Origin of the sequence: Neobacillus mesonae, from assembly GCF_001636315.1 — a bacterium.
In the GTDB taxonomy this organism is placed as follows: domain Bacteria; phylum Bacillota; class Bacilli; order Bacillales; family Cytobacillaceae; genus Neobacillus; species Neobacillus mesonae.
The window spans coordinates 131,702-157,313 of sequence record NZ_KV440949.1 but is presented as its reverse complement, the minus strand read 5'-3'; the positions used below and the strand labels follow the sequence as shown (position 1 = coordinate 157,313).

21 protein-coding genes and 4 riboswitches are annotated in these 25,612 nt (G+C 41.6%); of the genes, 16 read left to right on the top strand and 5 right to left on the bottom strand.

The window, feature by feature from the left end; genetic code table 11:
* Positions 1 to 83: 83 nt before the first annotated feature.
* The 8 genes from A6749_RS00715 (at position 84) to A6749_RS00680 (ending at position 6,945) form a co-directional block, all read left to right on the top strand.
* On the top strand, positions 84 to 1,085 hold the full coding sequence (locus tag A6749_RS00715; RefSeq protein WP_066383577.1) for an LLM class flavin-dependent oxidoreductase: 1,002 nt from the start codon (positions 84 to 86) through the stop codon (positions 1,083 to 1,085).
* 141 nt (positions 1,086 to 1,226) lie between these two features.
* Positions 1,227 to 1,336, top strand: a riboswitch (TPP riboswitch).
* Between the two features lie 82 nt (positions 1,337 to 1,418).
* Complete coding sequence (gene tenI, locus A6749_RS00710) at positions 1,419 to 2,030, top strand: thiazole tautomerase TenI (protein ID WP_066400570.1); 612 nt, start codon at positions 1,419 to 1,421, stop codon at positions 2,028 to 2,030.
* Entirely contained in the window at positions 2,014 to 3,123 is a 1,110-nt protein-coding gene (thiO, locus tag A6749_RS00705) for a glycine oxidase ThiO (RefSeq protein ID WP_066383567.1), read from the top strand. The genes tenI and thiO overlap by 17 nt, the downstream gene beginning before the upstream one ends.
* A 13-nt stretch (positions 3,124 to 3,136) precedes the next feature.
* Entirely contained in the window at positions 3,137 to 3,340 is a 204-nt protein-coding gene (gene thiS / locus A6749_RS00700) for a sulfur carrier protein ThiS (RefSeq protein WP_066383564.1), read from the top strand.
* Positions 3,341 to 3,344: 4 nt separating this feature from the next.
* The gene (locus tag A6749_RS00695; RefSeq protein ID WP_066383555.1) at positions 3,345 to 4,112 is read left to right on the top strand and encodes a thiazole synthase; all 768 of its coding nucleotides are present in this window, start codon (positions 3,345 to 3,347) and stop codon (positions 4,110 to 4,112) included.
* A complete protein-coding gene (locus tag A6749_RS00690; RefSeq protein ID WP_066383552.1) occupies positions 4,109 to 5,125 on the top strand; it encodes a ThiF family adenylyltransferase in 1,017 nt (338 codons plus the stop codon). The genes A6749_RS00695 and A6749_RS00690 overlap by 4 nt, the downstream gene beginning before the upstream one ends.
* An 89-nt stretch (positions 5,126 to 5,214) precedes the next feature.
* Entirely contained in the window at positions 5,215 to 5,688 is a 474-nt protein-coding gene (locus A6749_RS00685) for a hypothetical protein (protein WP_066383551.1), read from the top strand.
* Positions 5,689 to 5,820: 132 nt separating this feature from the next.
* Positions 5,821 to 6,945 carry an alpha/beta hydrolase gene (locus A6749_RS00680; RefSeq protein ID WP_066383550.1) on the top strand — a complete coding sequence of 375 codons (1,125 nt, stop codon included), beginning with the start codon at positions 5,821 to 5,823 and terminating at the stop codon, positions 6,943 to 6,945.
* A gap of 44 nt (positions 6,946 to 6,989) precedes the next feature.
* Here the strand turns inward: A6749_RS00680 and A6749_RS00675 are convergent, their stop codons facing one another.
* Entirely contained in the window at positions 6,990 to 7,958 is a 969-nt protein-coding gene (locus tag A6749_RS00675) for a bile acid:sodium symporter family protein (protein WP_066383549.1), read from the bottom strand.
* A 261-nt stretch (positions 7,959 to 8,219) separates the two neighbouring features.
* Complete coding sequence (locus tag A6749_RS00670) at positions 8,220 to 8,891, bottom strand: Dph6-related ATP pyrophosphatase (protein WP_066383541.1); 672 nt, start codon at positions 8,889 to 8,891, stop codon at positions 8,220 to 8,222.
* Between the two features lie 216 nt (positions 8,892 to 9,107).
* On the opposite strand from A6749_RS00670, the gene A6749_RS00665 reads away from it, so the two are divergent.
* A complete protein-coding gene (locus A6749_RS00665; protein WP_066383538.1) occupies positions 9,108 to 10,883 on the top strand; it encodes an L-lactate permease in 1,776 nt (591 codons plus the stop codon).
* A 50-nt stretch (positions 10,884 to 10,933) separates the two neighbouring features.
* Here A6749_RS00665 and A6749_RS00660 read toward each other — a convergent pair whose 3' ends face one another.
* A complete protein-coding gene (locus A6749_RS00660) occupies positions 10,934 to 11,770 on the bottom strand; it encodes an RMD1 family protein (protein WP_066383534.1) in 837 nt (278 codons plus the stop codon).
* Positions 11,771 to 11,802: 32 nt separating this feature from the next.
* A complete protein-coding gene (locus A6749_RS00655; RefSeq protein ID WP_066383531.1) occupies positions 11,803 to 12,411 on the bottom strand; it encodes a cell wall hydrolase in 609 nt (202 codons plus the stop codon).
* Positions 12,412 to 12,718: 307 nt separating this feature from the next.
* On the opposite strand from A6749_RS00655, the gene A6749_RS00650 reads away from it, so the two are divergent.
* The 4 genes from A6749_RS00650 to A6749_RS00635 are packed head-to-tail and all read left to right on the top strand — an operon-like array spanning position 12,719 to position 19,265.
* Complete coding sequence (locus A6749_RS00650) at positions 12,719 to 15,448, top strand: response regulator (protein WP_066383527.1); 2,730 nt, start codon at positions 12,719 to 12,721, stop codon at positions 15,446 to 15,448.
* 6 nt (positions 15,449 to 15,454) lie between these two features.
* On the top strand, positions 15,455 to 16,312 hold the full coding sequence (locus A6749_RS00645) for a CheR family methyltransferase (RefSeq protein ID WP_066400567.1): 858 nt from the start codon (positions 15,455 to 15,457) through the stop codon (positions 16,310 to 16,312).
* Positions 16,254 to 18,311, top strand: coding sequence for a PAS domain S-box protein (locus A6749_RS00640; RefSeq protein WP_153042986.1), 2,058 nt, complete (start codon positions 16,254 to 16,256; stop codon positions 18,309 to 18,311). Before A6749_RS00645 ends, A6749_RS00640 begins: the two co-directional genes overlap by 59 nt.
* A gap of 6 nt (positions 18,312 to 18,317) precedes the next feature.
* The gene (locus tag A6749_RS00635; RefSeq protein ID WP_066383521.1) at positions 18,318 to 19,265 is read left to right on the top strand and encodes a sugar ABC transporter substrate-binding protein; all 948 of its coding nucleotides are present in this window, start codon (positions 18,318 to 18,320) and stop codon (positions 19,263 to 19,265) included.
* 102 nt (positions 19,266 to 19,367) lie between these two features.
* On the opposite strand, the gene guaC is transcribed toward A6749_RS00635, so the two are convergent.
* The gene (guaC, locus tag A6749_RS00630) at positions 19,368 to 20,351 is read right to left on the bottom strand and encodes a GMP reductase (RefSeq protein WP_066383519.1); all 984 of its coding nucleotides are present in this window, start codon (positions 20,349 to 20,351) and stop codon (positions 19,368 to 19,370) included.
* 287 nt (positions 20,352 to 20,638) lie between these two features.
* On the opposite strand from guaC, the gene A6749_RS00625 reads away from it, so the two are divergent.
* From A6749_RS00625 to glyA, 3 genes are all read left to right on the top strand, one after another.
* Positions 20,639 to 21,913, top strand: a complete 1,275-nt coding sequence (locus A6749_RS00625) for an L-cysteine desulfidase family protein (protein WP_066383517.1) — start codon at positions 20,639 to 20,641, stop codon at positions 21,911 to 21,913.
* A gap of 141 nt (positions 21,914 to 22,054) precedes the next feature.
* Positions 22,055 to 22,153, top strand: a riboswitch (glycine riboswitch).
* Positions 22,154 to 22,459: 306 nt separating this feature from the next.
* The gene (locus A6749_RS00620) at positions 22,460 to 23,848 is read left to right on the top strand and encodes an amino acid permease (RefSeq protein ID WP_066383515.1); all 1,389 of its coding nucleotides are present in this window, start codon (positions 22,460 to 22,462) and stop codon (positions 23,846 to 23,848) included.
* Positions 23,849 to 23,946: 98 nt separating this feature from the next.
* Positions 23,947 to 24,047: riboswitch (glycine riboswitch) on the top strand.
* A 3-nt stretch (positions 24,048 to 24,050) separates the two neighbouring features.
* Positions 24,051 to 24,137, top strand: a riboswitch (glycine riboswitch).
* A gap of 167 nt (positions 24,138 to 24,304) precedes the next feature.
* Positions 24,305 to 25,555: a serine hydroxymethyltransferase gene (gene glyA, locus A6749_RS00610; RefSeq protein ID WP_066383504.1), complete on the top strand. Its 1,251-nt coding sequence runs from the start codon at positions 24,305 to 24,307 to the stop codon at positions 25,553 to 25,555.
* The last annotated feature ends 57 nt before the right edge of the window (positions 25,556 to 25,612 follow it).

The window sequence follows — 25,612 nt, the reverse complement described above, 5'->3', positions numbered from 1 at the left end:
GATCATAGGCATAAAACTTTAATTTGCAGAGCCCAATTTGATAGTATTTGTATGTACAACTTTTATGAAAGGACTTGCAAATAATGGCAAATATTCATATACCTGTATCAGTTTTAAATCTCGCGCCAATCCGCGAGGGACAAGATCAAAAACAAGCAATTGATGCTATGGTTGATCTTGCCCAGGCCGTGGAGGAAATGGGATATACACGCTATTGGATTGCCGAGCATCATAACACTCCGACACTTGTCAGCTCGGCGACATCCATTTTAATTAAACACACATTGGAGCAGACCAAACGTATTCGCGTTGGTTCCGGCGGCGTGATGCTGCCGAATCATTCTCCTTTAGTAGTGGCAGAACAATTCGGTACCATGGCCACCATTTATCCAAATAGGGTTGATTTAGGGTTAGGGAGAGCTCCTGGAACCGATATGATGACGGCAAGTGCTTTAAGACGCTCAAAGAATGATTCTGTGTTTACCTTTCCGGAGGATGTTGAGGCACTATTAACTTATTTGGGGCCAGAAGAACAGCAAGGATATGTAAGAGCCTATCCTGGTGCTGATACCAATATCCCGATTTATATTCTAGGTTCATCGACAGATTCAGCGTATTTAGCGGCAAGTTTAGGGCTGCCATACGTTTTCGCTTCACACTTTGCTCCACGGTTCATGGAGGAGGCCATCTCGATTTACCGCAGCCGGTTCAAGCCATCTGAATATCTGGATAAGCCGTACATGATGGTTTGTTTAAACGTAATCGCAGCAGAGACGGATGCGGAAGCGGAGTTTTTATCAAGCACGGCACAGCAATTTTTCCTCAATGTGGTCCGGAATTCCCGGATGCCATTGCAGCCGCCGGTTGAAAATTTGGATAAAGTGTGGAATCCGATGGAGAAGGAAGCAGCAGCATCTATGGCGAGATTGACGTTTATTGGAAGTAAGGAGACGATTCGTGAGCAGCTGTCACGTTTTCAGGAAAAATATAAAGTGGATGAGCTCATGGTGGTATCTTATATTTTTGATCCTGAGAAACAAAAACGTTCTTATGAAATTTTTAAAGAAATTGTAGATGGTAAATGATATAAAATTTTGAAAGACTAAAACAGCGAAAAAAGCAGTTGAAATGTCTTTAATCAAGCTTCAAATTTATTTTGGTGCAAAACCTTCCATTTTTATCTTGTATCTAGCGCAATTTGTGATATAATTCAGATAAATTAAATGAATTTTCACTAGGGGATCCCTTGATAAGGGCTGAGAGCAGAGTAGTTACTTTGAAACCCTCAAAACCTGAACAGGTTCGTACCTGCGTAGGGAAGTGGCGTGTTATTTTTTGAACTGGTGAATTAACATGACAAAACCACTTTCCTATTTTGGAAAGTGGTTTTTTTGTTGTCAAAAAGGAGGGGAATGCTTCTGAAACTTTTAGCCATCACCGATGATCGGCATCAAGTGGAAGAACTAGCTTCAAAGATTTTACAAATACAAAACTATGTGGATTGTATCCATATTCGCGAGAAATCTAAATCTGCACGAGAACTGCTCACATTAGTAGAGAGGTTACAAGAAGGAGGCATTCCAAAAAGAAAAGTCGTCATTCATGATCGTTTGGATGTTGCCTTAATAGCAGGCATCCCGAATATTCACTTACCGGGTCATGGACTATCGGTAAAAAAAGTAAGAGAAAAATTTCCATTCATGCGGATTGGCTGTTCCGTTCATTCGAAGAACGAGGGATTAAAGGCGGAACAGGATGGAGCTGATTACGTATTATTCGGCCATGTATTTGAGACAAATTGTAAAGCCGGACTCAAACCAAGAGGCCCTGAGGAACTTTACGAGATTAAGGACGCGCTTTCCATTCCAGTTTATGCCATAGGCGGCATCACACCTGATAGGATCTACGAAATCGAGACGGACGGTATTGCTGTCATGTCCGGCCTATTTTCCGCCGATGAACCGGCAATAGCGGCAGCTCACTATTTTAAGACATGCAAGGAGATGATCATCAATGGAACCATTCTATGATGTGGCCGTCATTGGCGGCGGAATCATCGGCTCTTCCATTGCTTATTATTTAGCCAAAGAAAAAGTTTCCACAGTTGTATTTGACAGCGGGCAAATTGGCAGCAAAACAACGAGTGCTGCTGCCGGAATGCTTGGAGCCCATTCGGAGTGCGACGATCTGGAGGTGTTTTATCCGTTTGCCAGAAGAAGCCAGCGATCCTATTCCATCCTTGAACAGGAATTAAAAGAGTTAACGGGGATTGATATTAGAAGAACAGCAGGTGGAATCTATAAACTCGCATTTAATGAAAAGGAAAAACAGGACCTTGGCCAATTATGCGGTTTAAAAACAGTAGAATGGCAGGATGGTAGATACATCAAGCAAATGGAGCCGGCTATTACGAATGATATTGTAGGGGCGGCTTACATAGAAGAGGATGTCCATGTATTACCGCAAGCTGTATGCCGCGGATTTAGCCAAGGGGCTCAAATGTACGGTGCGGCCATTCATGAATATACACAAGTAATTGATATTCAAAAAAATGGGAGCACCTATCTTGTCAAGACACAGACTGGCAATTTTGAGGTGCAGCATGTCATTATTGCAAGCGGCGTTTGGAGTCATTCTTTTTTTCAAAGCTTAGGTTTGGAAAATCGAATCGTTCCGGTGAAGGGGGAATGCCTTTCTGTTTGGAGGGAAGGGATACGGCTTCAGCACACTCTTTTTCATGAGCATTGTTATATCGTCCCGCGAAATGATGGCACACTTGTCATTGGCGCGACGATGGTCGAGAATGATTGGAGCGAAACACCAAGCATTGGCGGCATAGGGCAAATGATTGCAAAGGCAAAAACGATGCTGCCGGCAATTGAAGGGATGAAAGCTGCATCCTTTTGGGCAGGGCTCAGACCTCAGACCTTTGATGGCAGACCGTTTATTGGTTTTCATCCAGAGGATAATGGAATTTTGTTTGCCACGGGTCATTTCCGAAATGGAATCCTGCTGGCACCAGCTACCGGGCAAATGATCAGGGATTTAATTTTACAAAGAGAAGTGAATGAAAATTGGGTCAAAGCTTTTAAAATTGACCGTAAAAGCCATGTTTTGGTGTAAAGGGGGAGCAGGAATGACCATTCAATTAAACGGCCGAACAGTGGAACTTCCAGAAGATGTAAAGAATGTGGATACATTATTGAAACATTACAATTTAGAAAATCGGATTGTTATTGTTGAGTTGAATAATGAAATTGCTGATAAAAGCAAGTACACAGAGCTGCCCATAGCAGATGGGGACAAAGTAGAAATGATTCATTTTGTAGGAGGAGGATGACAGTATGTTAAAAATTGGAGATCAGCTATTTAATTCGAGATTATTGTTAGGTACGGGAAAGTATCCTTCATTTGAGGTTCAGAAGGAAGCCGTTCGTGTTTCGGAATCTGAAATTTTGACATTTGCCGTACGAAGGATGAATATTTTTGAGGCATCTCAGCCAAATTTCTTAGAACAATTGGATTTAAGCAAATATAAACTGTTGCCGAATACAGCTGGTGCTAAAACGGCTGAAGAGGCAGTGCGGATTGCGAAGCTTGCGAAAGCCTCTGGATTATGCGATATGGTTAAGGTTGAGATTATCGGCTGTGATAAGACGCTTTTGCCTGACCCTGTGGAAACATTAAAAGCATCCGAAATGTTATTAGCAGAAGGATTTATCGTTCTGCCATATACGTCGGATGATGTGGTTTTGGCTAGAAAGCTGGAAGATTTAGGTGTACATGCCATCATGCCGGGCGCCTCGCCGATTGGTTCTGGAAAGGGTATTGTCAACCCGCTGAATCTTAAGTTTATTATTGAACAGTCATCAGTCCCTGTCATTGTTGATGCCGGGATTGGGTCGCCAAAGGACGCGGCGTACGCGATGGAGCTTGGGGCTGATGGAGTGTTATTAAACACGGCGGTTTCCGGGGCAAAAGATCCGGTCAAAATGGCGTTGGCGATGAAAATGGCGGTGGAAGCCGGACGCCTAGGATTTGAAGCAGGCAGAATTGAAGAGAAGGAATATGCAGTAGCAAGCAGTCCAAAAGAGGGGATGGTGACTTCTTGAGCACCAACCGCTATTCTCGACAAGAATTATTTCCTCCGATAGGTAAAGTCGGGCAGGCCAAGCTGAAGGACGCTCGTGTTCTTATTATAGGTGCCGGAGCACTTGGCACCTCCAGCGCCGAAATGCTTGTACGCGCCGGCGTTGGTCGGATAACGATTGTGGACCGTGACTATGTGGAATGGAGTAATCTGCAAAGACAGCAGCTTTATACTGAAAAGGATGTACAGGATAAGCTGCCAAAAGCGATTTCTGCGAAAAATCGTCTATGGGAAATAAACAGTGAGGTCATGATCGAAGGCATTGTCGCAGACGTGAACGGAATGAACGTAGAAGAACTGGTAAAAGATCATGATTTAATCATGGATGCAACGGATAATTTTGAAACGAGGCTTGTGGTCAATGATGCGGCTGTTAAGCATAGAATTCCATTTATATTTGGTGCCTGTGTAGCCAGTTATGGGATGACGTTTCCTATGATTCCAGGGAAAACTCCATGTCTTCATTGCTTAATAAACCATCTGCCAGCTCAAAATCAAACCTGTGATACGGTTGGAGTGATCAGCCCAATTGTCCAGCTGGTAACAGCCTATCAGGTTACAGCAGCCTTGAAGATTCTAACAGGGAATGAGATAGAATCCCGACTTCAATCATTTGATATTTGGATAAGTGAACAAGCTGAGATAAACGTAAACACTCTTAAAAATCCGGAATGTCCAACGTGTGGTAGCAGTCCGGCATATCCTTTTTTAGCTTATGAAAATCAAACAAAAGCCGCTGTGCTGTGCGGCCGGAATACTGTGCAGCTAAGGCCTGGAATGGAGCGGTCGATTTCGCTTGATCAGCTGGCATTGCGGCTAAAAGAACTTACTTGTAATCTCATTCAGAATCCTTATTTGCTTTCCTGTACCTATGAGGATTTCCGGATTGTATTCTTTAAAGATGGCAGGGCGCTTATCCATGGGACGAGTGAAATTGCGCAGGCCAAGGCAATTTATAATAGAATAGTAGGTTAATATAAAAATGTTATGTAAACTTATATGCTAATTAGAAACACCTGATGAATCCCCTCATAAGATAAAATATTATCTTTTGGGGGGATTATATGAAAAGATGGTTAAAAGCACTAATCTTAACCTATTTGTCCCTATTATTTTTCGGCAGTTTCTTGGCGATTGGCATGCTTTGGACGGGAATAATTGAAAAATCACTGCCGATCGTTTCTGAAATCAAACCATTTTTGTATTATTTTTTCGCCGGTGCGATTGGCGGCTCCTTAAGGCACCTTTATATGTTTTGTTCCCATTACATGGAGGGGGAGTTAACCGATTATCGCAAATGGATTATGTATATTTTTTATCCAATATTTGCCACTGGAACAGCGGTAGTTGCCGTTACTTTAATCAAAAGCGGAATCCTGTTAATTGAGTTCACCGATTATAACGATACCCCATATGCACCGATAAGCATTGCCTTCTTTGTAGGATTCGGATTCAACCGATTTGTAAATAAACTAAATGCTGTTTCGAAAAATTTATTTAAGTCGGAAAAAAATAACTCTGCAGATTCCAACAAATAAAAAGGGAGCCGTTTTAATTAACGGGTTCCTTTTTTTGAGGAAAATGGACCTAGCGAACTGATTACTCTTCATATATTATTAAGAAAAAAAAGGTATGTAATTATTATTCATTGCCTTAAGGGGGGGAGCCATTTGTCTCGTGCTGTTATTTTAATCCCTGGTTTGCAAGGAACAAAGCTGGTAAATTCGAATACCTTAAACTTTGATACGATTTGGTCTAGTGTTCAAAGCAAATATGAAACGATTTATGACTTGGCATTAAAGCAGGACAGCCGATTTGAGGTCAAGCCAAAATCAATCATCGAACGAAGTGATGTGGAGGATTTACCTTATCGGCAGGTGGTATATGTTTTGGAACACAAGACAAGTATGCCGGTTTATATTTTTGGTTATGACTGGAGAAAATCTTCCGCTGAAACAGCCCAACAACTAGCCGCTTATGTTGAATATCTTAAGGAGAAACTAGGAATCAACTCCTTCAACTTTGTTGCTCATAGCATGGGTGCGATGATTTTCAGCTGCTACTTAAAGCAGTTACAAGGGAATTATGAAGTGATTGACCACGCGGTATTGGCGGCATGTCCATTTAAAGGCTCTGTCAGATCACTGATCGCTTTAACCGCAGGCGAAGGCGGTTTTAAGTTTCCATTGTTCAATTCTAATGATGAATTCAGAAAAATTGCCCGTACATTTCCATCTGTCTATGAATTATGTCCAACCTATAAGAATGCAATTGTCTTTGAAAACGGTGCGGAATTTGATCTATTTAATCCAGATCATTGGCAATCCAATATTGGGAATGATGATCCAGCAATGTTTCTTGATAGGATTCGGCAGATTAAAGCTTTCTGGGATAGGCAAAATCCAGCTATGCTTAATTTAACAGAACTCCCGGATGAGGTCAGGAAAAGAATCCTCATTATCGCAGGTGAGGGTGAAAAAACGAAAAATAAAGTGATTGTTCAGCCGCTAAGCCCGGATGGCAGAGCAAAAAATTTCTTCAATTTTGAATCGAAAGGTGCCGATGGTAATGGAGATGGTGTTGTTTCATTAGATAGTGCTGAGATCTATAAGGAGAAAATTTTGACGCTGGCAGTAAAGAAAAAATGGACTGATATCGCCATGCACTCACTTATGTTAAATGATGGACGAATCCAAACACTAGTAACAAGGTTTTTATTGGGTAATAATTTAGATTCCTCTTCAGGTCCCCCTTGGTGGTCGGTTTTGGACGGGTCAGTTAGACAATTAAAATAAGAAAAAACACCTTTGGCTATTGTATAAACCAAAGGTGTTTTTTCTTATTTTGTTAGAGTTTTTCCGGTCACAGCAGGAGCCGCTTTTTCTTCCTTCATCCGGGTGAAGATGGTGGCAAGAATCGGCCCGGAAATATTATGCCATACGCTGAAAATCGCACTTGGTACAGCAGACAATGGGGAAAAGTGAGCAGCGGCAAGGGCGGCGCCTAAGCCGGAGTTTTGCATCCCAACCTCAATGGCAACGGCTTTTTTCTTCGAAAGATCCATCTTAAACAGTTTACCGAATAAGTAGCCGATGAGATAACCAAGGACATTGTGCAAAATAACAACAGCGAAAATAAGTAATCCTGTCTTGGCGATATTTTGTTGGTTGACAGAAACCACTGCCGTCACAATCGCAACGATTGCAACTATAGACACTAATGGAAGAACCTTTACACTTGCCTGAGCTTGTTTATTAAATAGTTTCTTAATGACGACTCCAAGAACAATTGGTACAATAACAATTTGAAGAATTGACATTAACAGGCTGCTAGGATCGACTGGGATCCACTCGCTTGCTAGTAACAAAATCAAAGCAGGCGTTACCACCGGTGCAAGAATTGTAGTACATGATGTAATTGTAACGCTTAAAGGTACATCTCCTTTTGCCAAGAATGTCATAACGTTTGAAGAAGTACCGCCAGGACAGCAGCCTACCAGAATAACACCTACAGCAATTTCAGGCGGAAGCTGTAATCCTTTAGCGAGCAGAAAAGCGAGACCCGGCATAATTAAAAATTGTCCGACCACGCCAATGGCTACATCTTTTGGACGTTTTAATACTTCTTTAAAGTCGCTGCCCGATAATGTTAACCCCATCCCGAACATAATAATTCCTAATAATAAGGAAATATGCGGTGCAATCCAAGTAAAACCGGATGGCGCAAAGAATGCTAAAAAGGCAAATACCAGCACCCAAATCGCAAACGTATTTCCAGCAAATTGACTGATACGCTCTAAAGTTTTCATGTTAAAATCCCCTCTTTATCTATCTTTTAATGATGTAAAGTATTATAGAATATTATTCCAATAAACTCAATAGTATGAAAATTATTTTTTTCAAAAAATAAATGCAATTCAAATTGATTCGTTGTCCTAAAGGGATTGAGAACGTTTTCACATAAACCGCGGTATTAATTAAAAAATGTCCTTCTTAAGGCGGATGAAGGACAAAACCGTGATAGGAAACCGAAAAAATATCCTTCATCATAAAATGAAGGACAAAACCTTTTATACCAATTGGATGCTTTTGAATTCAAGCTTCTTTGTTGTTTCTAACTGGATCAGCTCACTATCTCCTAATTGAATCTTCTTGGAAAAAAGGGGACCATCAAAGACATATGTATGGTATTCACCTGATTCTCCCATCGGACAGCTGGTGGTCTGTTGAATGTTCCGTACGAAAGAATCATCTATTATTCTGCCAAGCCATGATTCATCTAAAATATCTTCACGGATACGGATGACGATCGCTTGATAGCCGGAGTGCACAAATTTTTCTAGTGATTCAAGCGCTTCTTCTTGTTTCGTCCATAGCGGATAGATAGCTTCAACACCAGCTGCATCTGCCACTTTTTCTCCCCACTCACGATGGCCATCTAAATACAAATCCCCGAAGGCAATCCCGGATATTTGATAATGATTTTTCAAATCTTTCAGGTCTTGGATAAATTGTTCCGTATAGCTATCAAAGGTGCATTCGATAAAATGAACAGGTATAGAGAGTGCTTCTCCTTGTAATGTGATCATCTCTGTCCGTTCACCGTGACCAAAGGTCCGGCCTAATTCTTTTGGTGCGGTTGTCACTAGTGAAACAACCTCGTAACCCAGTTCAATAAGAGTATGTAAGGCAAGACAGCCATCTTTCCCGCCGCTCCATGATACCACAATGCGTTTTTTCAAGAATAATCATCCTATCATTATTTGATTGTCATAAAGATAGTTTAGCATAAAATTGGAGTGATATATTTATGTAAATTCTTGTCGACTAATTATTTAGAATTTTTGAAATAATAAACCAATTTACTGGATTTATCATGCTATAATAAATAGAGTCATGCCATCATTGCCATTTTTCATCAGAAAATATCTGTAAAAAAGGGAAGGAGACATGGTTTTATGGGTACAGGAATGCTAGCGTTTCTATCACTGCTGCCCATCTTTGTGGTAGGAGTCTTTCTTGTGGGCCTAAGGTGGCCGGCAAGTAAAGCGATGCCGATTTCTTACTTGGTAGCGGTCGGACTTGCTTTATTTGTTTGGAAGGTTCCGGGGGCAACAGTGGCGGCAGCGTCGGTGAACGGGCTTGTCGTCGCGGGAACATTGTTATTCATTATTTTTGGTGCCATCTTACTATTAAACACAATGCAGGAAAGCGGCGGGATTAAGGTGATTCGGCAAGGTTTTACCGATATATCACCGGACCGCAGGATTCAAGTGATCATTATCGCTTGGCTGTTTGGTTCCTTTATTGAGGGAGCCTCCGGTTTCGGGACACCAGCTGCAGTGGCTGTGCCATTATTGGTTGGGCTCGGATTCCCGGCAATGGCGGCGGTTATTGCTGGTATGGTGATTCAAAGTACGCCGGTAACCTTCGGAGCGGTTGGGACACCGATTCTTGTCGGAGTTCATACTGGCTTATCCGCCGATAGCGGCATCGCAAGTAATTTTATGGTGCTTATTTCGGATATTGCCGGTAAAGCGGCAATTCTCCATATGATTTCTGGCACGCTTGTTCCACTGTTTGTGGTAGCCCTAATGACAAGATTCTTTGGCAAAAATAAATCTTTCACCGAAGGCATTAAGGTTTGGAAATTTGCATTGTTTGCCGCATTCGCGATGACAATTCCTTATGTGATTGTGGCGAATGTATTAGGACCTGAATTCCCATCGATGACCGGCGGATTAATCGGATTGGCGATTGTTGTTTCGGCAGCGAAAAAAGGTTTCTTATTGCCGCCAAAAGAAGAAGCATGGGATTTTGAAGAAAAATCTAAATGGGATCCGGAATGGACCGGTAATATCGAAATTAAAGATATTGCCCATAAAAATGGAAGCATGAGCATGATGCGCGCTTGGACGCCATACATACTGGTCGGATTATTCCTTGTATTGACAAGGTTGACAGTGCTTCCATTGAATGCTTGGATGAAGGCTTGGAATTTGCAGGTTTCCAATATTTTTGGCTCCGAAGTTAGTGCGAGTTTTCAGCCGTTATATTCACCGGGGACGATTTTCATACTTGTTTCGATTCTTACGTTCTTTATTCACGGTATGAATGGAAGCGCATACAAACGAGCTTGGGCACAGTCAGGGAAAACAACGATCGCTGCTTCCACTGCACTTATTTTCACTGTTCCAATGGTGCAGGTATTCACCAACACTGGCGGCGGTGCGGCCGGTTTTGATAAGATGCCGATTGAACTGGCAAACGGTGCAGCAGCACTGGCTGGGGAGTATTGGCCGTTTTTTGCCACCTTCATTGGCGGGCTTGGAGCATTTATTGCCGGCAGTAATACCGTAAGTAATATGATGTTCTCTTTATTCCAGTTCAATGTTGGATCACAAATTGGCGTTGACCCTGCATGGATTGTGGCGCTGCAGGCAGTCGGCGGAGCAGCCGGGAACATGATTTGCGTGCATAACGTTGTCGCAGCATCAGCGGTGGTTGGTCTCGTCGGCAGGGAAGGGGCGGTTATACGCAAAACACTGTTTCCGTTTACCTACTACGCGCTCCTGGCAGGGTCAATCGGGTATTCGATTGTTTGGTACTCGCAGGAAGGGATCTTTAATATTGGATCGTTTATTGCGGCAGCGATTGCAGTGGCAGCAATTTACATTATTGCCACCAATCAAAAACGGGCTAATATCCTGATTAGTAATAATAAATCATTTTAAATTTAGTAAGGGCGGCCGCGGCCGTCCTTTTTTGTATAGAAACATAATGCTTATGGAAGCCATCCTAGTATTTGCAAGATCGTTAAGCCAATTTCGAAGGCAATCAATATGACAATGATCCATTCAACAAATAGTCCGCGGATAGAGTGGCTGATGGTCGAGAAACCATCCATGATGTTATATAAGATGTCCGTTTTACTTTTCAAAATTTTATAACGGTCATTTAACTCGAAGAATTCTGTCATTTGGTCATAAAAATCATTCGCCGTACTGCTTGTCCAGGTAATATCAGGCTTATCGAGGATCATGATATAGGCTAGCGTATTATATTCATGGCGGACAATCTTCGCCGTTGTTCTGGCCAGCTCCTTATTACCAATCCGCAGTTTGCCGCGTTCCAGCCGGTCAATCATCGTTTCGAGCTTGTCGTGAATTTTCCCCAGCTGTTCTTCTGTTTTTTCCAGCGCCACTGATTTGGCAATGACGGTGGAGATTAATTCAGGATAATAATCTTCAAATTCTGGGACAACGACATATTCGTCTGTCAGCTGGAGGGCTTCCGTTTTTTGAATGTGAAGGCTGTAATCATCCGTGTATCTGTCTTTATTTTTGATGTCAAGGTCAGGTTCAAAGGTATGGATATATTTTAAAAAGGTAAGAAACTCTTCCGGGTGGGAAAGATTAATAAAGACGATACTGCCGAATGAAAAAACCAAAACCATTTGTGAGTCTTCTATTTTTTTTCCGAAGATGGTTGATAGAACGCTTCCTTTCAAAATCAACGGCTGCTCCCAGGTGAATTTTTTAGGGATGCCGCAATGAACCGCAATTTTGTTTAAATCAATTTCATTCGTGACAGCAAATGCTTTAAATGTCATGTCCTTCATTCATAATCACCTTTTCCGTTCGTTGCTTGGGCTTATTTTTTAAATACATGCCGGCCAATGACAAGTGTTGTCTTTCTAGTATCGAGCCAGCGGCTGGTCGCAATGACAGGATTATAGAAGAACAAGGAATCGCCGGCGATCTGGCGTTTCTCTTTCAATGCTTCCTGTACAGCTTTAATAGAATCATCATTCGCAGGTTTGTTGATTTGTCCATTTTGAACGGGCTGGAACTGCCTCTTTTGATAGATAACTTCCTTAATTGTGTTTGGAAACGCTTTGCTTTCGACACGGTTAAGCACCACGCAGGCAACTGCCACCTTACCTTGATACGGCTCGTCTTCCGCCTCCGCCCTTACTAATCTCGCAAGTAGATCGAGCTCGGAAACCGAATAGCCTGTGACCATTTTTACTTTCGGCCTTGCTTTTTCAGCCTCTTTCTCCATTATATGTATAGTCTGTCCAACATATATCAAATCAAGGTTTTTAACTTGCGGATTCATTTTTGCCAAATCCTCTAATGTCAGGTTATTTTCCCTTGCAATCTTTGTCATTGTATCCCCGGTTTTAACCGTATAAGCGAATGCTGGTGAAGCAAATAGAATCGATATTACTACTGTAAGCGCTAGAATTATTTTTTTCAATCTCTTTTCCTCCTAGATGATAGCTTGTTTAGTCACTATTTCTATGAGATGAAAAGATAGAATAGTATTACAGTTTCTTTACTTGAAAATTAAGATATGATTAAGGGGAGAATGAAAGGAATTACGAAAAGAAGTAAATATTATGTGGACGATAATAATAATATTAAGTAAAATAAATGCAATAATATAGTTTACTGATAAATTTGAAGATTTGATATTTAACGAAATTGAGCACTGCTCCAAGGTTTTTTTGGACATCATACATAATGTAGAAAACCGGCTGACCGGATGATGAGATGGAGGAAATATGAAACTTAAAACAAAGCTTTATACGAGTGTTGGTTTTTTATTGTTGTTTATTCTCATTATTGCCGTCATTTTATTAAACATGCTTGAACAGACAACTGTGAAAATGAATGATGTGGTGAATGGCTTAAATGAAAGAATAGAAAAGGCTTCCGTGATGAAATACGAGACTTCTAGAATCGGATTAGAGTTGGGGTTGATTGTAACGGATCGTTATGATGAAGCTCATTTAAAGGCTGAACATGATTGGGAAGAATCACAAACGAATATACATGCGGCACTTGAATCGCTGCAGCAAATGGACACGGAGGTAAAAGCACAGGAGCTGCTCGCTAAATATAAAACATTGCATCAATCCTATCAGAATATGGGACAGCAAGCTTTGGCCGCCAAAAAAATGAATGAAAAATTTGATTTTCCGGAATCCTTCTGGCAGGAGGCGGAACTAACAAGAAATAGAATGTTGCAGATTGCCAATCTGGTTTCTGTATTGCAGGAGCAAAAGCTGAAAAGTGAACTCTTCAGAACAAAAGATACGTACAATTTAGCTGTTACAATGATTTACATTTATCTGGCCGTTGCTCTTTTCATCGGGATTGGTTTTACATATTGGATTATTAGAGGCGTGACAAATAATTTAAACAAAGTTACAGATGTAATGAGGAATGCGGCAACCGGTAATTTTGAATCGATACCTCGAATTGAGATATCGGCGAAAGGAGAATTGGGAGAAATTGCCGTTTCCTTTAATAGAATGGCTGATGCACTGGAGAAGCATAGTTTGCTAGAGAAACAGCTGAAAGAAGAGGCGGAAGCGGGGAGCTGGCTGAATGGGAAAATTGCCGATATCGCTACCATCAATCCTGAGGTAGAAAATGTCCAGGAACTCGCGGAATTGTTCATATCGAAGCTGGTACCAATGGCAGGTGCCAGCTGCGGAATTTTTTATATGAAGGAACTGGAGGACGGGGAATATTATTTTAAAAAAATATCCTCCTACGCCATCATGGATGATTCAAATAACGACAGCCGTTATCGGTTTGGTGAAAGCCTGATTGGTCAGTGTGCTCTGGAAAAGCGTCCAATCCTGTTAAATGATGTCCCTGATGATTACTTGAAAATCAGCTCAGGAATGGGGGAAAGCCCCCCTAAAAATATCATCATCTTACCGGTTCAAAATGAAGATGAAGTCTTGGCAGTAATGGAAATCGCCTCATTTGAGACCTTTAATCCATTGCAGTTAAAGCTGTTCGAGGCAACATTGGACAATATAGGAATTAGGATCAATCGGATTTTGAACCATGAAAAGGTAGAAAAGTTATTGCAAGAATCGCAAACATTGACGGAAGAGCTGCAAGCTCAATCAGAAGAGCTTCAGCTGCAGCAGGAAGAACTAAGGACAACAAATGAAAAACTAGAGGAACAATATGATGCATTAAAACACAAGAATGAAGAAATAGAAAAGGTAAAGGGTGTGCTTGAGGAGAAAGCCCAGCAGCTCGAGGTCAGCTCACAATATAAATCGGAGTTTTTGGCCAATATGTCGCATGAGTTAAGAACACCGCTTAATAGTTTACTTATTTTAGCCAAAATCCTTTCTGAAAACAAGGAAGGAAATCTTTCAGAAAAACAGGAGGAATATATTCGGACGATTTACTCCTCCGGGTATGATCTGCTCCATTTAATCAATGATGTGTTGGATTTGGCAAAAGTCGAATCGGGTACATTGGATATTAACACGAAAGAAGTGGAACTTTGTGATGTTCTAGGGTTTATTGAGCAGCAGTTTACTCCGTTTGCGGACCAAAAGCAGGTTCGATTTATGATGGAGCTGGACCCAAGTTTACCTGGAAGCTTTCAAACAGATGAACAGCGGTTACAGCAAATTTTGAAAAACCTCCTTTCCAATGCCTTTAAATTTACCGAGAACGGCAGTGTGACATTAAAGGTTGAGAAGGTGCTGAAGGAGATTAATGAAGCTTCCGCTAAAGGAAATCCAAGGCGTATGTCCATGCTTGCATTCTCTGTTATAGATACAGGAATTGGCATTGACCAAGAAAAGCAGAAAGTAATCTTTAATGCGTTTCAGCAGGCAGACGGCACCACAAGCCGTAAATATGGCGGTACTGGCTTGGGACTTTCAATAAGCCGGGAAATTGCTCTATTATTGGATGGCTTTATTGAAGTAGCGAGTACAAAAGGAGAAGGAAGTACGTTTACATTGTATTTGCCATACAGAGAGCCAAGTCTATCAGGCGGTAATTTAGCTTTTGAGGAAGCGGCCATCAGTCTTTACGAGGAGTCAGATACAGATATCACCCCTATTAATCAACGGACGAAATCAAATCTGAAAAATAAAAAGGTTCTAATAGTAGATGATGATATTCGTAATGTATATGCTTTAACTGTCGCCCTTGAAATCTATGAAATGGAAATTATTGTGGCGGAAAATGGCCGGGAAGGTCTTGAGGTGCTGCAGAATCATCCAGATACGGATCTCGTATTAATGGATATTATGATGCCTGAAATGGATGGGTTTGAAGCGATGCGCCAAATTCGCCGCCTGCCGGAATATAAAGCGTTACCTATCATCGCTTTGACCGCAAAGGCGATGAAGCAAAGCAGGGAAGAATGTTTAGAGGCCGGCGCAACGGATTATATCAGCAAGCCCATTAACGTAGAACAGCTATTATCGCTAATGCAGGTTTGGCTTTATAGTAAGGAGAAGTAGAACATGATGGTCGAAAAGGTCAATGGTGACGAAACGCTGGAACAAATGGAAGAAATTGAAAACATTGAAATTGATTTACTGCTCGAGGCGGTTTATCGCTTTTACGGATATGATTTTCGAAACTATGCCTTTCCTTTCGTCAAAAGGAGAATCATCCACCGAGTCCACAAGGAAAGCCTGTCTAGTATTTCGGCACTGCAAGAAAAGGTTTTGCGAAATTCCGAATCGATGATGAGGCTACTTTCCGATTTTTCTATCAACGTAACAGAAATGTTTCGAGATCCATTATTTTTTAAAACAATACGAACAAAAATTATCCCAATCATCAAGAACTATCCCGAAATTAGAATCTGGCACGTCGGCTGTGCTTCTGGTGAGGAAGTTTATTCGATGGCGATCCTTCTTTATGAAGAAGGGATCTATGACAAATGCCGTATTTTTGCTACTGATTTAAATAAAGATGTTCTACAACAGGCAAAGTATGCAACTTTCCCATTAGATGTCATGCAGCTCTATACAAAAAATTACCTGGAAGCCGGGGGCAAAAGGTCCTTTTCGGAATATTACAAGGCGATCGAAGATAAAGTATTATTTCATTCTTTTTTGAAAAAAAATATTGTGTTTGCACAGCATGATTTAGTAACAGATCAATCATTTAATGAGTTTGATATAATCATTTGCCGGAATGTTTTCATCTACTTTAATAGAGAGCTTCAAAATCAAGTTCATAAGTTACTATACGACAGCCTCAGTCTATCTGGGTTTTTAGGTCTGGGGCAGCGAGAGGGGATGAAGTTTACTAGTTATGGAAATTGTTACAGGGAATTCGAACCATCCGAAAAACTCTATCAAAAGGTTAAATAGCTCTTCCCCTACAAAGGTCAATATTTTAATGGTTGATGATCATCCGGAAAATCTCTTAGCGTTGGAAGCGGTACTCATGTCGCCAAACTATCATCTTGTTCGGGCCAACTCCGGAAAGGAAGCATTGAAACGTATGCTGCAGCAGGATTTTGCCGTCATTTTACTTGATGTGCAAATGCCCGGTTTAAATGGATTTGAAACCGCTAAACTCATCAAGGCACGGGAAAAAACAAAGCATATTCCGATCATTTTTATTACGGCAATTAGTCAGGATATGGAGCATGTCCTTCAAGGATATGAGGTCGGGGCAGTTGATTATATTTTCAAACCGTTTCAGCCAGAAACATTAAAAAAGAAAATTGAGCAATTTGTTAAAATTCATCTAAACAATGAAGAAAGCAAGCTTCAAACCGTACAAGAACGAACCGAGGAATTGAATAAAAAATTAGATAGAACGGCCTTGAATTTACGGCGAACGGAGGCGCTCGCAAAGGTTATTGGTGAAACCATCATTGATACGATTATTACCTTCGACGACCAAGGGACGATTCTCTCGGTAAATCCGGCCATCCAAACTATGTTTGGGTATGATCCAGAGGAATTAATCAGCAAGCATGTTTGTGTACTTTTGCACGAAACGAGAGCAGGAACTTCCGAGGAATCCTATCTAGCATCCTTAAGCTGCATAAAACAATATGCAGGGAAGGTAATGGAATCCGTTGTCTACAGGAAGGATGACAGCTGGTTTCATGCGGATATTCTAATTGGTGAAACAACTGTTGAGCAGCATAAGATCTATGTGTGTACCATTCGTGATGTTACCACTAGAAAGCAAATGGAACAGGCTCAGAAATTGCAGTTTGATCAAATGGAAAAGATGGTTGAGACACGAACACTTGAACTTACCAAAGCAAATGAGGAACTGCATAAAGAAATTATTGAACGGAAACGAATGGCAAGCCATTTGTATCGTTCTCAGGAAAGATTTCGAAAAATCTTTGATTCCAGTCCTTGCTTAATGGCAATATGCTCAATCGAGGATTTTATCATAATCGAAGTGAATGCCTACTGGGTCACCCTTACTGGCTATCAAAATAAAGAAATAGTTAATAAAAAAATAAATGCAGCGGATTTTATTGACGAATCAACAGGGAAGCCGATTGAATTCGATCAAAAACACTTGAATAAGAAAATTCACTATAAAACGAAGGACGGAGGGCTACGAGAGGGACTGCTATCCACGGAAATTATTGATATCGCTTCTGAGCCATGTATGCTCCTTGTCTTAACAGATGTGACGGATCGAGTTCATTTAGAAAAGCAGCTGGCCCGCTTAGACCGATTGAACTTAATTGGTGAGATGGCAGCAGGAATTGCTCATGAGATTAGAAATCCAATGACGACAGTTCAAGGATTTTTACAAATCGCCAGGAATAACAGTGAGCTTTTATCCACAGAGATTATCGACTTAATGCTGGAGGAATTATTCAGGGCAAATTCCATTATTTCCGAATTTCTTAATTTAGCGAAAAATAAAATCAGTATGAAAAAAAGACAAAATTTAAATTCCATCCTCGGAGCCATTTCACCATTGATACAAGCTGAAGCACTGCGTTCCCGGAAATATGTAAAGCTGGATTTACATGAATGTCCGGATATTTTGCTCGATGAGAAAGAAATTCGTCAGCTTATTTTAAATGTTGCCCTAAATGGACTTGATGCTATGACTCAAAATGGACAGCTTACCATTAAAACCTATACAAAGCAAGACAAAGTGATTTTAGAAATTAAGGATCAAGGGAAAGGCATTCAACCCGAAATACTAGAAAAGCTTGGAACACCTTTTTTCACGACAAAGGAGAAGGGAACAGGCTTAGGCTTAGCCATTTGTTTTAGTGTAGCAAAACGTCACCAGGCTGAAATCGATATTGCCACTGGGAATAAGGGAACCGTATTTTCAATTCATTTTCCCTTCATTCCGAACAAAGAAGAGGGGTAGGGGGAATTGTTAAAAAATAAAAGATCTATTTGGCTGATTGCAGCGGCTTTTATGGTTTTAATTATTAGTTTTATTTCTTCTACAGCTGCCCATGAAAAACCGAGGATGGTTGTAGTGGTGAAAAACTTAGAGATCCAATATTGGAACATTGTGAAGGCAGGCGCCGAAAATGCCTTCGAGGAACTAGGCATTGACGGCAAAGTAATGGCACCCCTTAAAGAGACTGCAGAAGAACAGATTCAGCTGCTAGAGACGGTTTATCAACAAAACCCTGATGTTGTCATGGTCGCACCAATTGATAAATCGGTGATTCCGATATTGAATAAGTTTACGAACAATCATACTCCTGTCATCTTAGTGGATCAAAATGAACCATGGCCCAACAAAGCTGCCTATGTTGGGGCCGACAATATTGAATTAGGGAAGATGGCTGGTACACTCATGAGCGCACAGCTTCATCCCGGAAATAAGGTCGCCATTATCGGCGGTGACATGTCTTCCTTGGTTTTTAGAGAGAGGGTAAATGGTGCTAAAATGGCCTTAAAGGACGCAGGAATCATCGTTGCTGCAGAAAAAACGGGTGTTCCCGATGTTGAGGAGGTTGTCCGCACAGAAATCTTGAACATTCTTAAGTCTAATCCCGATATTAAGGGAGTCATCACGGACCATGATCTTACGGCGATTCCTGTAATTAAAGAATTACGAGACGAGAACATTACCATTCCGGTGATTGGAACGGATGGAATTTCCGATATGGCGAAATTGATTGAGGATGGAGTGATTTCCTCGAGTATAGGTCAAAACCCTTATGATATGGGACACCTCAGTGTAGAAACGGCATTGAAAGTTATAAACGGCAAACCAGTTGATCAGTTTATTGATTGTGGTGTGGAAGTTATCTTTAAAGAAACTGCAAAGGAAAGATTGGAGTTTTATAAAGAGATTTTGAAATGAGTTTTTTTAGTTACATTGAGTCGGCGTTTCGAAGCTGGCTTTTATGTTTTTTTAAACATGGAAAGGAGCGGGGGCTTGTTAGGTCCCGCTCCTAGTTGGTTATTAATAGATTTTATCGCCATTAAAAATGGAATTCTTCACGATGACATAATCTACTTTGCGAATATCTTGCAGCTTTCGGCCGCCGGCATAGGAAATCGAGGATTGCAGGTCTTGCTCCATCTCGATTAACGTATCCATTAAAGCCCCTTTATGTTCTACATACATTTTCTTACCTTCGACATTTTTTCGTTCGCCTTTTTGGAATTCAGATGCAGAACCGAAATATTCTTTATAGCATTTGCCGTCTTTTTCAATCGTTTCGCCAGGAGATTCTTCATGGCCTGCGAATAAGGAACCAATCATGACCATGGAAGCACCGAAGCGTACGGATTTAGCGATATCCCCGTGTGTGCGGATTCCTCCGTCGGCGATAATCGGTTTGCTGGCTGCTTTTGCACACCATCTTAGTGCTGCTAACTGCCAGCCGCCGGTACCGAATCCCGTCTTGATTTTTGTAATACAAACTTTACCAGGTCCAATGCCCACCTTTGTTGCATCTGCACCGGCATTTTCTAATTCTCTGACCGCGTCCGGAGTTCCGACGTTTCCGGCAATAACAAAGCTGTCTGGCAGGTATTTTTTAATATGCTGAATCATCTCGATGACGGCATTGGAATGTCCGTGGGCAATATCGATGGTGATGTATTCCGGAACAAGGTTTTCTTCGGCAAGCTGCTTAACGAAATCGTATTCCCCTTCTTTAACACCTACGCTGATGGAAGCGATTAAACCGCGGGCCTTCATGTCTTTTATAAAATCAATTCGTTTTTCAGGCTGGAAACGGTGCATAATATAAAAGTAACCGTTTTCGGCTAAGAAGGTGGCAATTTTTTCGTCTATAATGGTCTGCATATTAGCAGGTACTACTGGCAATTTAAAGGTATGCCCTCCAAAATTAACACTTGTATCACATTCAGATCGGCTTTTAACCACAGATTTTGCAGGAATCAGTTGAATATCTTCGTAATCAAAAACATTATCCATAAATTACACTCCTAAACACGAATAATAAATTTATTTTTAAAAAGATCGTTCGTACATAAGTTAATTTACCTTATTTTTATTAATATGTCAAAATATTTTACTATTTATGTGCCATAAATTTGGATTCTATTGTCGGGACCGTCTGATAAATAGTGATAGAGCGCTAATAAGATTGCATAACCTTCTGATTTAGAGGCTGTATAATGGTAAAAGAAAACTATTTGGACATTCGCTAACATAAGTTAAGATTATGATAGAATGGTAGAAAAGTTTTTAGGGGGAATATAATGAAAAAGAACAAAGTCTCAGTGATTTTAGAAAAAGAATTAGTCATTGCTCTCGGCTGTACGGAACCGGTCGCGATTGCCCTGGCGGCTGCTACGGCGAAAAGCTATACAACCGGAGAAATCAATACCATTACCTTAAAAGCGAGCGGCAATATTATTAAAAATGCAAAATCCGTTGGCATTCCGGGGATGACGGCAAAGGGACTTGAATTTGCTGCCGCTCTTGGAGCAGTTGCTGGGGATCCCAACAAAAAATTAGAAGTATTAGACGGACTTAACAGTAAGGATGAAGCGCTGGCATTAAACTTGATTGAGGCTGGAAAAGTAACGGCTGGGCAGGCAGATACACCAAAACGGCTTTATATTGAGGTGATGGTGGAGACAGCTGAGCGAACTGCGAAAGTGGTCATTTCCGATAATCATAGTAATATCAGCTTAATAGAAGTCGATGGGAAGGCTGTGTTCCTCGGGGGTTGTGAGAACATTGGGATTCAAACGGATGAAGAGGAATTAGAAACGCTGACCATTGATGAAATTTATGACTGGGTATTAGCGGCAGACTTAGCTGAACTATCTCTCGTCAAAAAGAGTATTGAATTAAACAAGGTCATCGGGGTAGAGGGTCTCTCCGGAAACTATGGATTAAATGTCGGAAAGACGATCAAAGATAATGTGAAAAAAGGAATTTTATCTGATGACCTGGCCACCGCGGCGATGTCTTTAGCCGCTGCCGGATCGGATGCCCGTATGGCCGGATCCACCTTGCCGGTAATGGCGAATACCGGGAGCGGAAATCAGGGTATTGCAGTAACCCTGCCGGTTGTAGCGGCGGCTGAGAAGCTCGGGGTATCAGAAGAGAAAATGATTCGTGCTGTGGCCTTAAGCCATTTGATCACGATTCATATTAAATCGAAATTCGGCCGTCTATCTGCATTATGCGGTGTAACTGCCGCGGGTATGGGAGCAAGCGGTGCGATTGTTTATTTGCTCGGCGGTGGTCTTGGACAAATAAAAGCGGCGATTCAAAATACGATCGGCAATGTTTCGGGGATGATTTGTGACGGTGCAAAGGCGGGATGTGCGATGAAAGTCTCCACCTGTTCAAATGTCGCAGTACAATCCGCACTGCTCGCATTAAATCACCAAGAAATTCAGTCAACCGACGGCTTCATTCATGACGATGTGGAAAAAAGCATAGAATCCTTCTGCAAACTTGGAAATGAAGGAACACGCCAAACAGATGAGATGATTTTAAAGTTGATGATGGAGAAATAAGTTGGAAGGGTGTCAGGCACCATGTGAATTTTTCACATAGTGCCTGACACCTTTGAATTTTGAAATATTTTTAACAATTTGGAATGTTTCTTGACAAAGGGACTGTGTTTGAATATTATGTTAGTAAATTCATATGCGCGGATGATTATTGTGGGAGAGACTAAACGAATTGTTTGGCACCGAAGGAGCAAGCCTATTTTTGGGCAGGAATCTCTCAGGTAAAAGGACTACAATATGACGCATCTCTGGAGAGAGCCATAGGCCACCAAAGGAGTTAAACTCTCAGGTAAAAGGGACAGAGAAAAGTAGGAATGCCTATTTTTCTCTGTCTTTTTTGATGGGGAAAGATAGGAATAGGTGAAAAAGGAGGCGGTCATTCATCATTATATTTGCAAAGAGAAAAATGTAAGCGCTTTTTCCTAACTGAACGATCGGTTTATAGAATTATATTTTTTAAGAATAATAAATTGCCAAAATGCTGCTAGTTTGAACGCCCTGGGAAATTCTAATATGCAAACATCCTGAATAGTGAAAGAGGGAACGAATATGCAGGAACAAACATTATCTAGAGGACTTAAAAACAGGCACGTGCAATTAATCGCTATCGGTGGCGCCATCGGGACAGGGCTGTTTCTTGGGGCCGGAAAATCGATCCATTTAGCAGGCCCATCCATCCTATTTGCCTACATGATTACGGGTGTCATCTGCTTTTTAATCATGCGTTCACTTGGGGAACTGCTATTAAGTAACTTGAAGTACCATTCTTTTGTCGACTTTGTCAGAGATTATTTAGGGAACATGGCCGCTTTTATTACCGGCTGGACCTATTGGTTCTGCTGGGTTTCAATTGCCATGGCCGATTTGACAGCGGTGGGGATTTACACCCAATATTGGTTCCCGCAGGTACCGCAATGGATGCCGGGATTAATTGCCCTTGTCATTCTTCTGGCAATGAACCTTGCCACTGTTAAACTATTTGGCGAAATGGAATTCTGGTTTGCGTTAATTAAAGTCATCGCGATCTTAGCTCTCATCATTGTCGGTGTAATTATGATTATCAAAGGTTTTTCAACAAACTCAGGAGCTGCCAGCTTTACCAACCTTTGGAACCACGGCGGAATGTTCCCGAACGGGATGAACGGCTTTATTCTCTCCTTCCAAATGGTTGTATTTGCCTTCGTGGGGATTGAACTTGTCGGATTAACTGCAGGGGAAACGGAGGATCCGGAACGAGTTATTCCAAAGGCGATTAATAATATCCCGATTCGAATCATTATTTTCTACATAGGGGCGCTGCTTGTGATTATGAGCATTTATCCATGGAATGCCGTCAATCCAGCAAAAAGCCCATTTGTCCAAGTATTTATGGCAGTCGGAATTGCGGCAGCCGCAGGTATTGTCAACTTTGTCGTCCTTACATCAGCTGCTTCCGCATGTAACAGTGCGTTGTTCAGTACAAGCCGTATGGTGTATTCCTTAGCCAAGGATCAAAATGCACCAGCACCATTAGCAAAACTTACTTCTCGTAAAGTACCTTCCAATGCATTGTTCTTTTCAACGGTTGTTGTCTTGGTTGCTGTTTTCTTAAACTATGTGATGCCAGAGGGCGTTTTCACCCTAATCACAAGTATCTCAACCGTCTGCTTTATCTTTATTTGGGGGATCACCGTCATTTCACATTTGAAATACCGTAAAACAAGACCTGATCTTGCTAAAGTAAACAAATTCAAAATGCCGCTGTATCCTTTTTCCAATTATTTAATTCTCGCTTTCCTAGCCTTCATTCTTGTCGTGCTGGCCCTTGCTGAGGATACGCGTGTTGCCTTATTTGTAACACCAGTTTGGTTTATTTTACTGACAGTGGTTTATAAGCTTAGAAAAGTGAAAGCAGTTAAAGAGGAAAAGGTAGGTCAAGGACAAGTTGCGGAAAACTAACTGCTTTATTTTTTGAAAAATTAATCTTGTTTCCGTTTACACTTTTACTTGACTTCGAAATGCTTTGCTATTATTCTGAAAATAATAATATATCGCGGATGACGGTTGTGGGAGAGTGCACTAGAAAAGCCACCGAAGGAGCAAGTTCCAAAAAGACCCTTGGAACTAATCTCTCAGGTAGAGGAACCACAACAGGACGCAACTCTGGAGAGCGCGGTTGGATCGAGACCGCCACCAAAGGGGTAGGCTCTATTTTCTTAGAGTTAAACTCTCAGGTAAAAGGACAGAGAAGGGTAAACAAAGCTGTATTACCCTTTTTCTGTCCTTTTTTGCGTCCAAAAAAGGCTACGAAACATCATTTGTTTCCTCAGAAAAACGGGAAAGCGGCAAACAAGTAAGCTTTGACTCTGGCAGAACAAAGGGAGAGTCAGACCAATTTTTCAAGGGGGAATTCGAATGAGTTTACAACAAAATGATGGAACAATTTATGAAGCAATTAGAAAAGAACAGCAACGCCAGCTTCAAACCTTGGAGCTGATTGCTTCCGAAAACTTCGTGAGCGGAGATGTATTAGAGGCAATGGGCAGCGTCATGACAAATAAATATGCCGAGGGGTATCCTGGAAAACGTTACTATGGCGGCTGTGAGTTTGTTGATGTTGCCGAGCAAACCGCTATTGACCGTTTAAAGAAGCTGTTTGGCGCGAGTTACGCCAATGTTCAGCCGCATTCAGGGGCGCAGGCCAATTTTGCTGTCTTTTTCGCATTGCTTCAGCCTGGTGATAAAGTAATGGGAATGAATCTTTCGCACGGCGGCCACTTAACGCACGGCAGTCCGGTAAGCGTATCCGGCAAATGGTTCGAAGTCGTGTCCTATGGGGTCAGAGAAGATACACAATTAATTGATTATGATGAACTAGAAGCGCTTGCCAAGAAGGAGAGACCAAAACTCATTATTGCCGGAACAAGCGCTTATCCTAGAAAAATTGATTTTGCCCGCTTTAGGGAAATTGCCGATGGAGTCGGTGCCAAATTCATGGTAGACATGGCGCATATTGCCGGCTTAGTTGCTGCCGGTCTTCATCCATCACCTGTTCCGTATGCTGATGTCGTGACAAGTACGACGCATAAAACACTAAGAGGACCGCGCGGCGGCATTATTTTAACAAATGACGAGGATATTTATAAAGCCATCAATAAATCTGTGTTCCCCGGAATTCAAGGCGGACCGCTGATGCATATCATTGCGGCCAAAGCGGTTGCGTTCAACGAAGCATTGCAGCCAAGCTTTAAGGCTTATGCACAGCAGGTGATTGACAATGCGGCAGCTCTAGGAGAGGCGTTAAAGCAGGAAGGAGCAACACTTGTTTCCGGCGGTACGGATAACCATATTGTTCTCTTGGATCTGCGCCCTTGGGACCTGACTGGAAAGGCAGCTGAGAAGCTGTTAGAGGAAGCAGGAATTACCGTGAATAAAAATACAATTCCATTTGATCCGCAAAGCCCATTTGTAACGAGCGGCATCCGTATGGGGACGGCGGCATTAACAACCCGCGGAATGAAACAGGATGAAATGGAGCGGATTGGAAAAGTGATAGCAGATGTACTAAAAAGCCAAGGGGACGAAGAGGTACTGAAGCAGGCAAAGGCAGCGACGAAAGCGATTTGCGAAGGCTATCCGCTATTTCAACAGGCAGTCACTGTTTAAACCATGGGAAAAGGCTGTTGTCGTAAAAAACTTCCCGGCCGCAGCCTCTAAATATTT

Bases quoted from the DNA above. Each gene is read 5' to 3' on its own strand.
- A6749_RS00715 (WP_066383577.1), top strand. From the start codon at position 84: ATGGCAAATATTCATATACCTGTATCAGTTTTAAATCTCGCGCCAATC.
- thiO (WP_066383567.1), top strand. From the start codon at position 2,014: ATGGAACCATTCTATGATGTGGCCGTCATTGGCGGCGGAATCATCGGC.
- thiS (WP_066383564.1), top strand. From the start codon at position 3,137: ATGACCATTCAATTAAACGGCCGAACAGTGGAACTTCCAGAAGATGTA.
- A6749_RS00695 (WP_066383555.1), top strand. From the start codon at position 3,345: ATGTTAAAAATTGGAGATCAGCTATTTAATTCGAGATTATTGTTAGGT.
- A6749_RS00685 (WP_066383551.1), top strand. From the start codon at position 5,215: ATGAAAAGATGGTTAAAAGCACTAATCTTAACCTATTTGTCCCTATTA.
- A6749_RS00675 (WP_066383549.1), bottom strand. From the start codon at position 7,958: ATGAAAACTTTAGAGCGTATCAGTCAATTTGCTGGAAATACGTTTGCG.
- A6749_RS00665 (WP_066383538.1), top strand. From the start codon at position 9,108: ATGGGTACAGGAATGCTAGCGTTTCTATCACTGCTGCCCATCTTTGTG.
- A6749_RS00660 (WP_066383534.1), bottom strand. From the start codon at position 11,770: ATGAAGGACATGACATTTAAAGCATTTGCTGTCACGAATGAAATTGAT.
- A6749_RS00650 (WP_066383527.1), top strand. From the start codon at position 12,719: ATGAAACTTAAAACAAAGCTTTATACGAGTGTTGGTTTTTTATTGTTG.
- A6749_RS00645 (WP_066400567.1), top strand. From the start codon at position 15,455: ATGGTCGAAAAGGTCAATGGTGACGAAACGCTGGAACAAATGGAAGAA.
- A6749_RS00640 (WP_153042986.1), top strand. From the start codon at position 16,254: ATGGAAATTGTTACAGGGAATTCGAACCATCCGAAAAACTCTATCAAA.
- guaC (WP_066383519.1), bottom strand. From the start codon at position 20,351: ATGGATAATGTTTTTGATTACGAAGATATTCAACTGATTCCTGCAAAA.
- A6749_RS00625 (WP_066383517.1), top strand. From the start codon at position 20,639: ATGAAAAAGAACAAAGTCTCAGTGATTTTAGAAAAAGAATTAGTCATT.
- A6749_RS00620 (WP_066383515.1), top strand. From the start codon at position 22,460: ATGCAGGAACAAACATTATCTAGAGGACTTAAAAACAGGCACGTGCAA.
- glyA (WP_066383504.1), top strand. From the start codon at position 24,305: ATGAGTTTACAACAAAATGATGGAACAATTTATGAAGCAATTAGAAAA.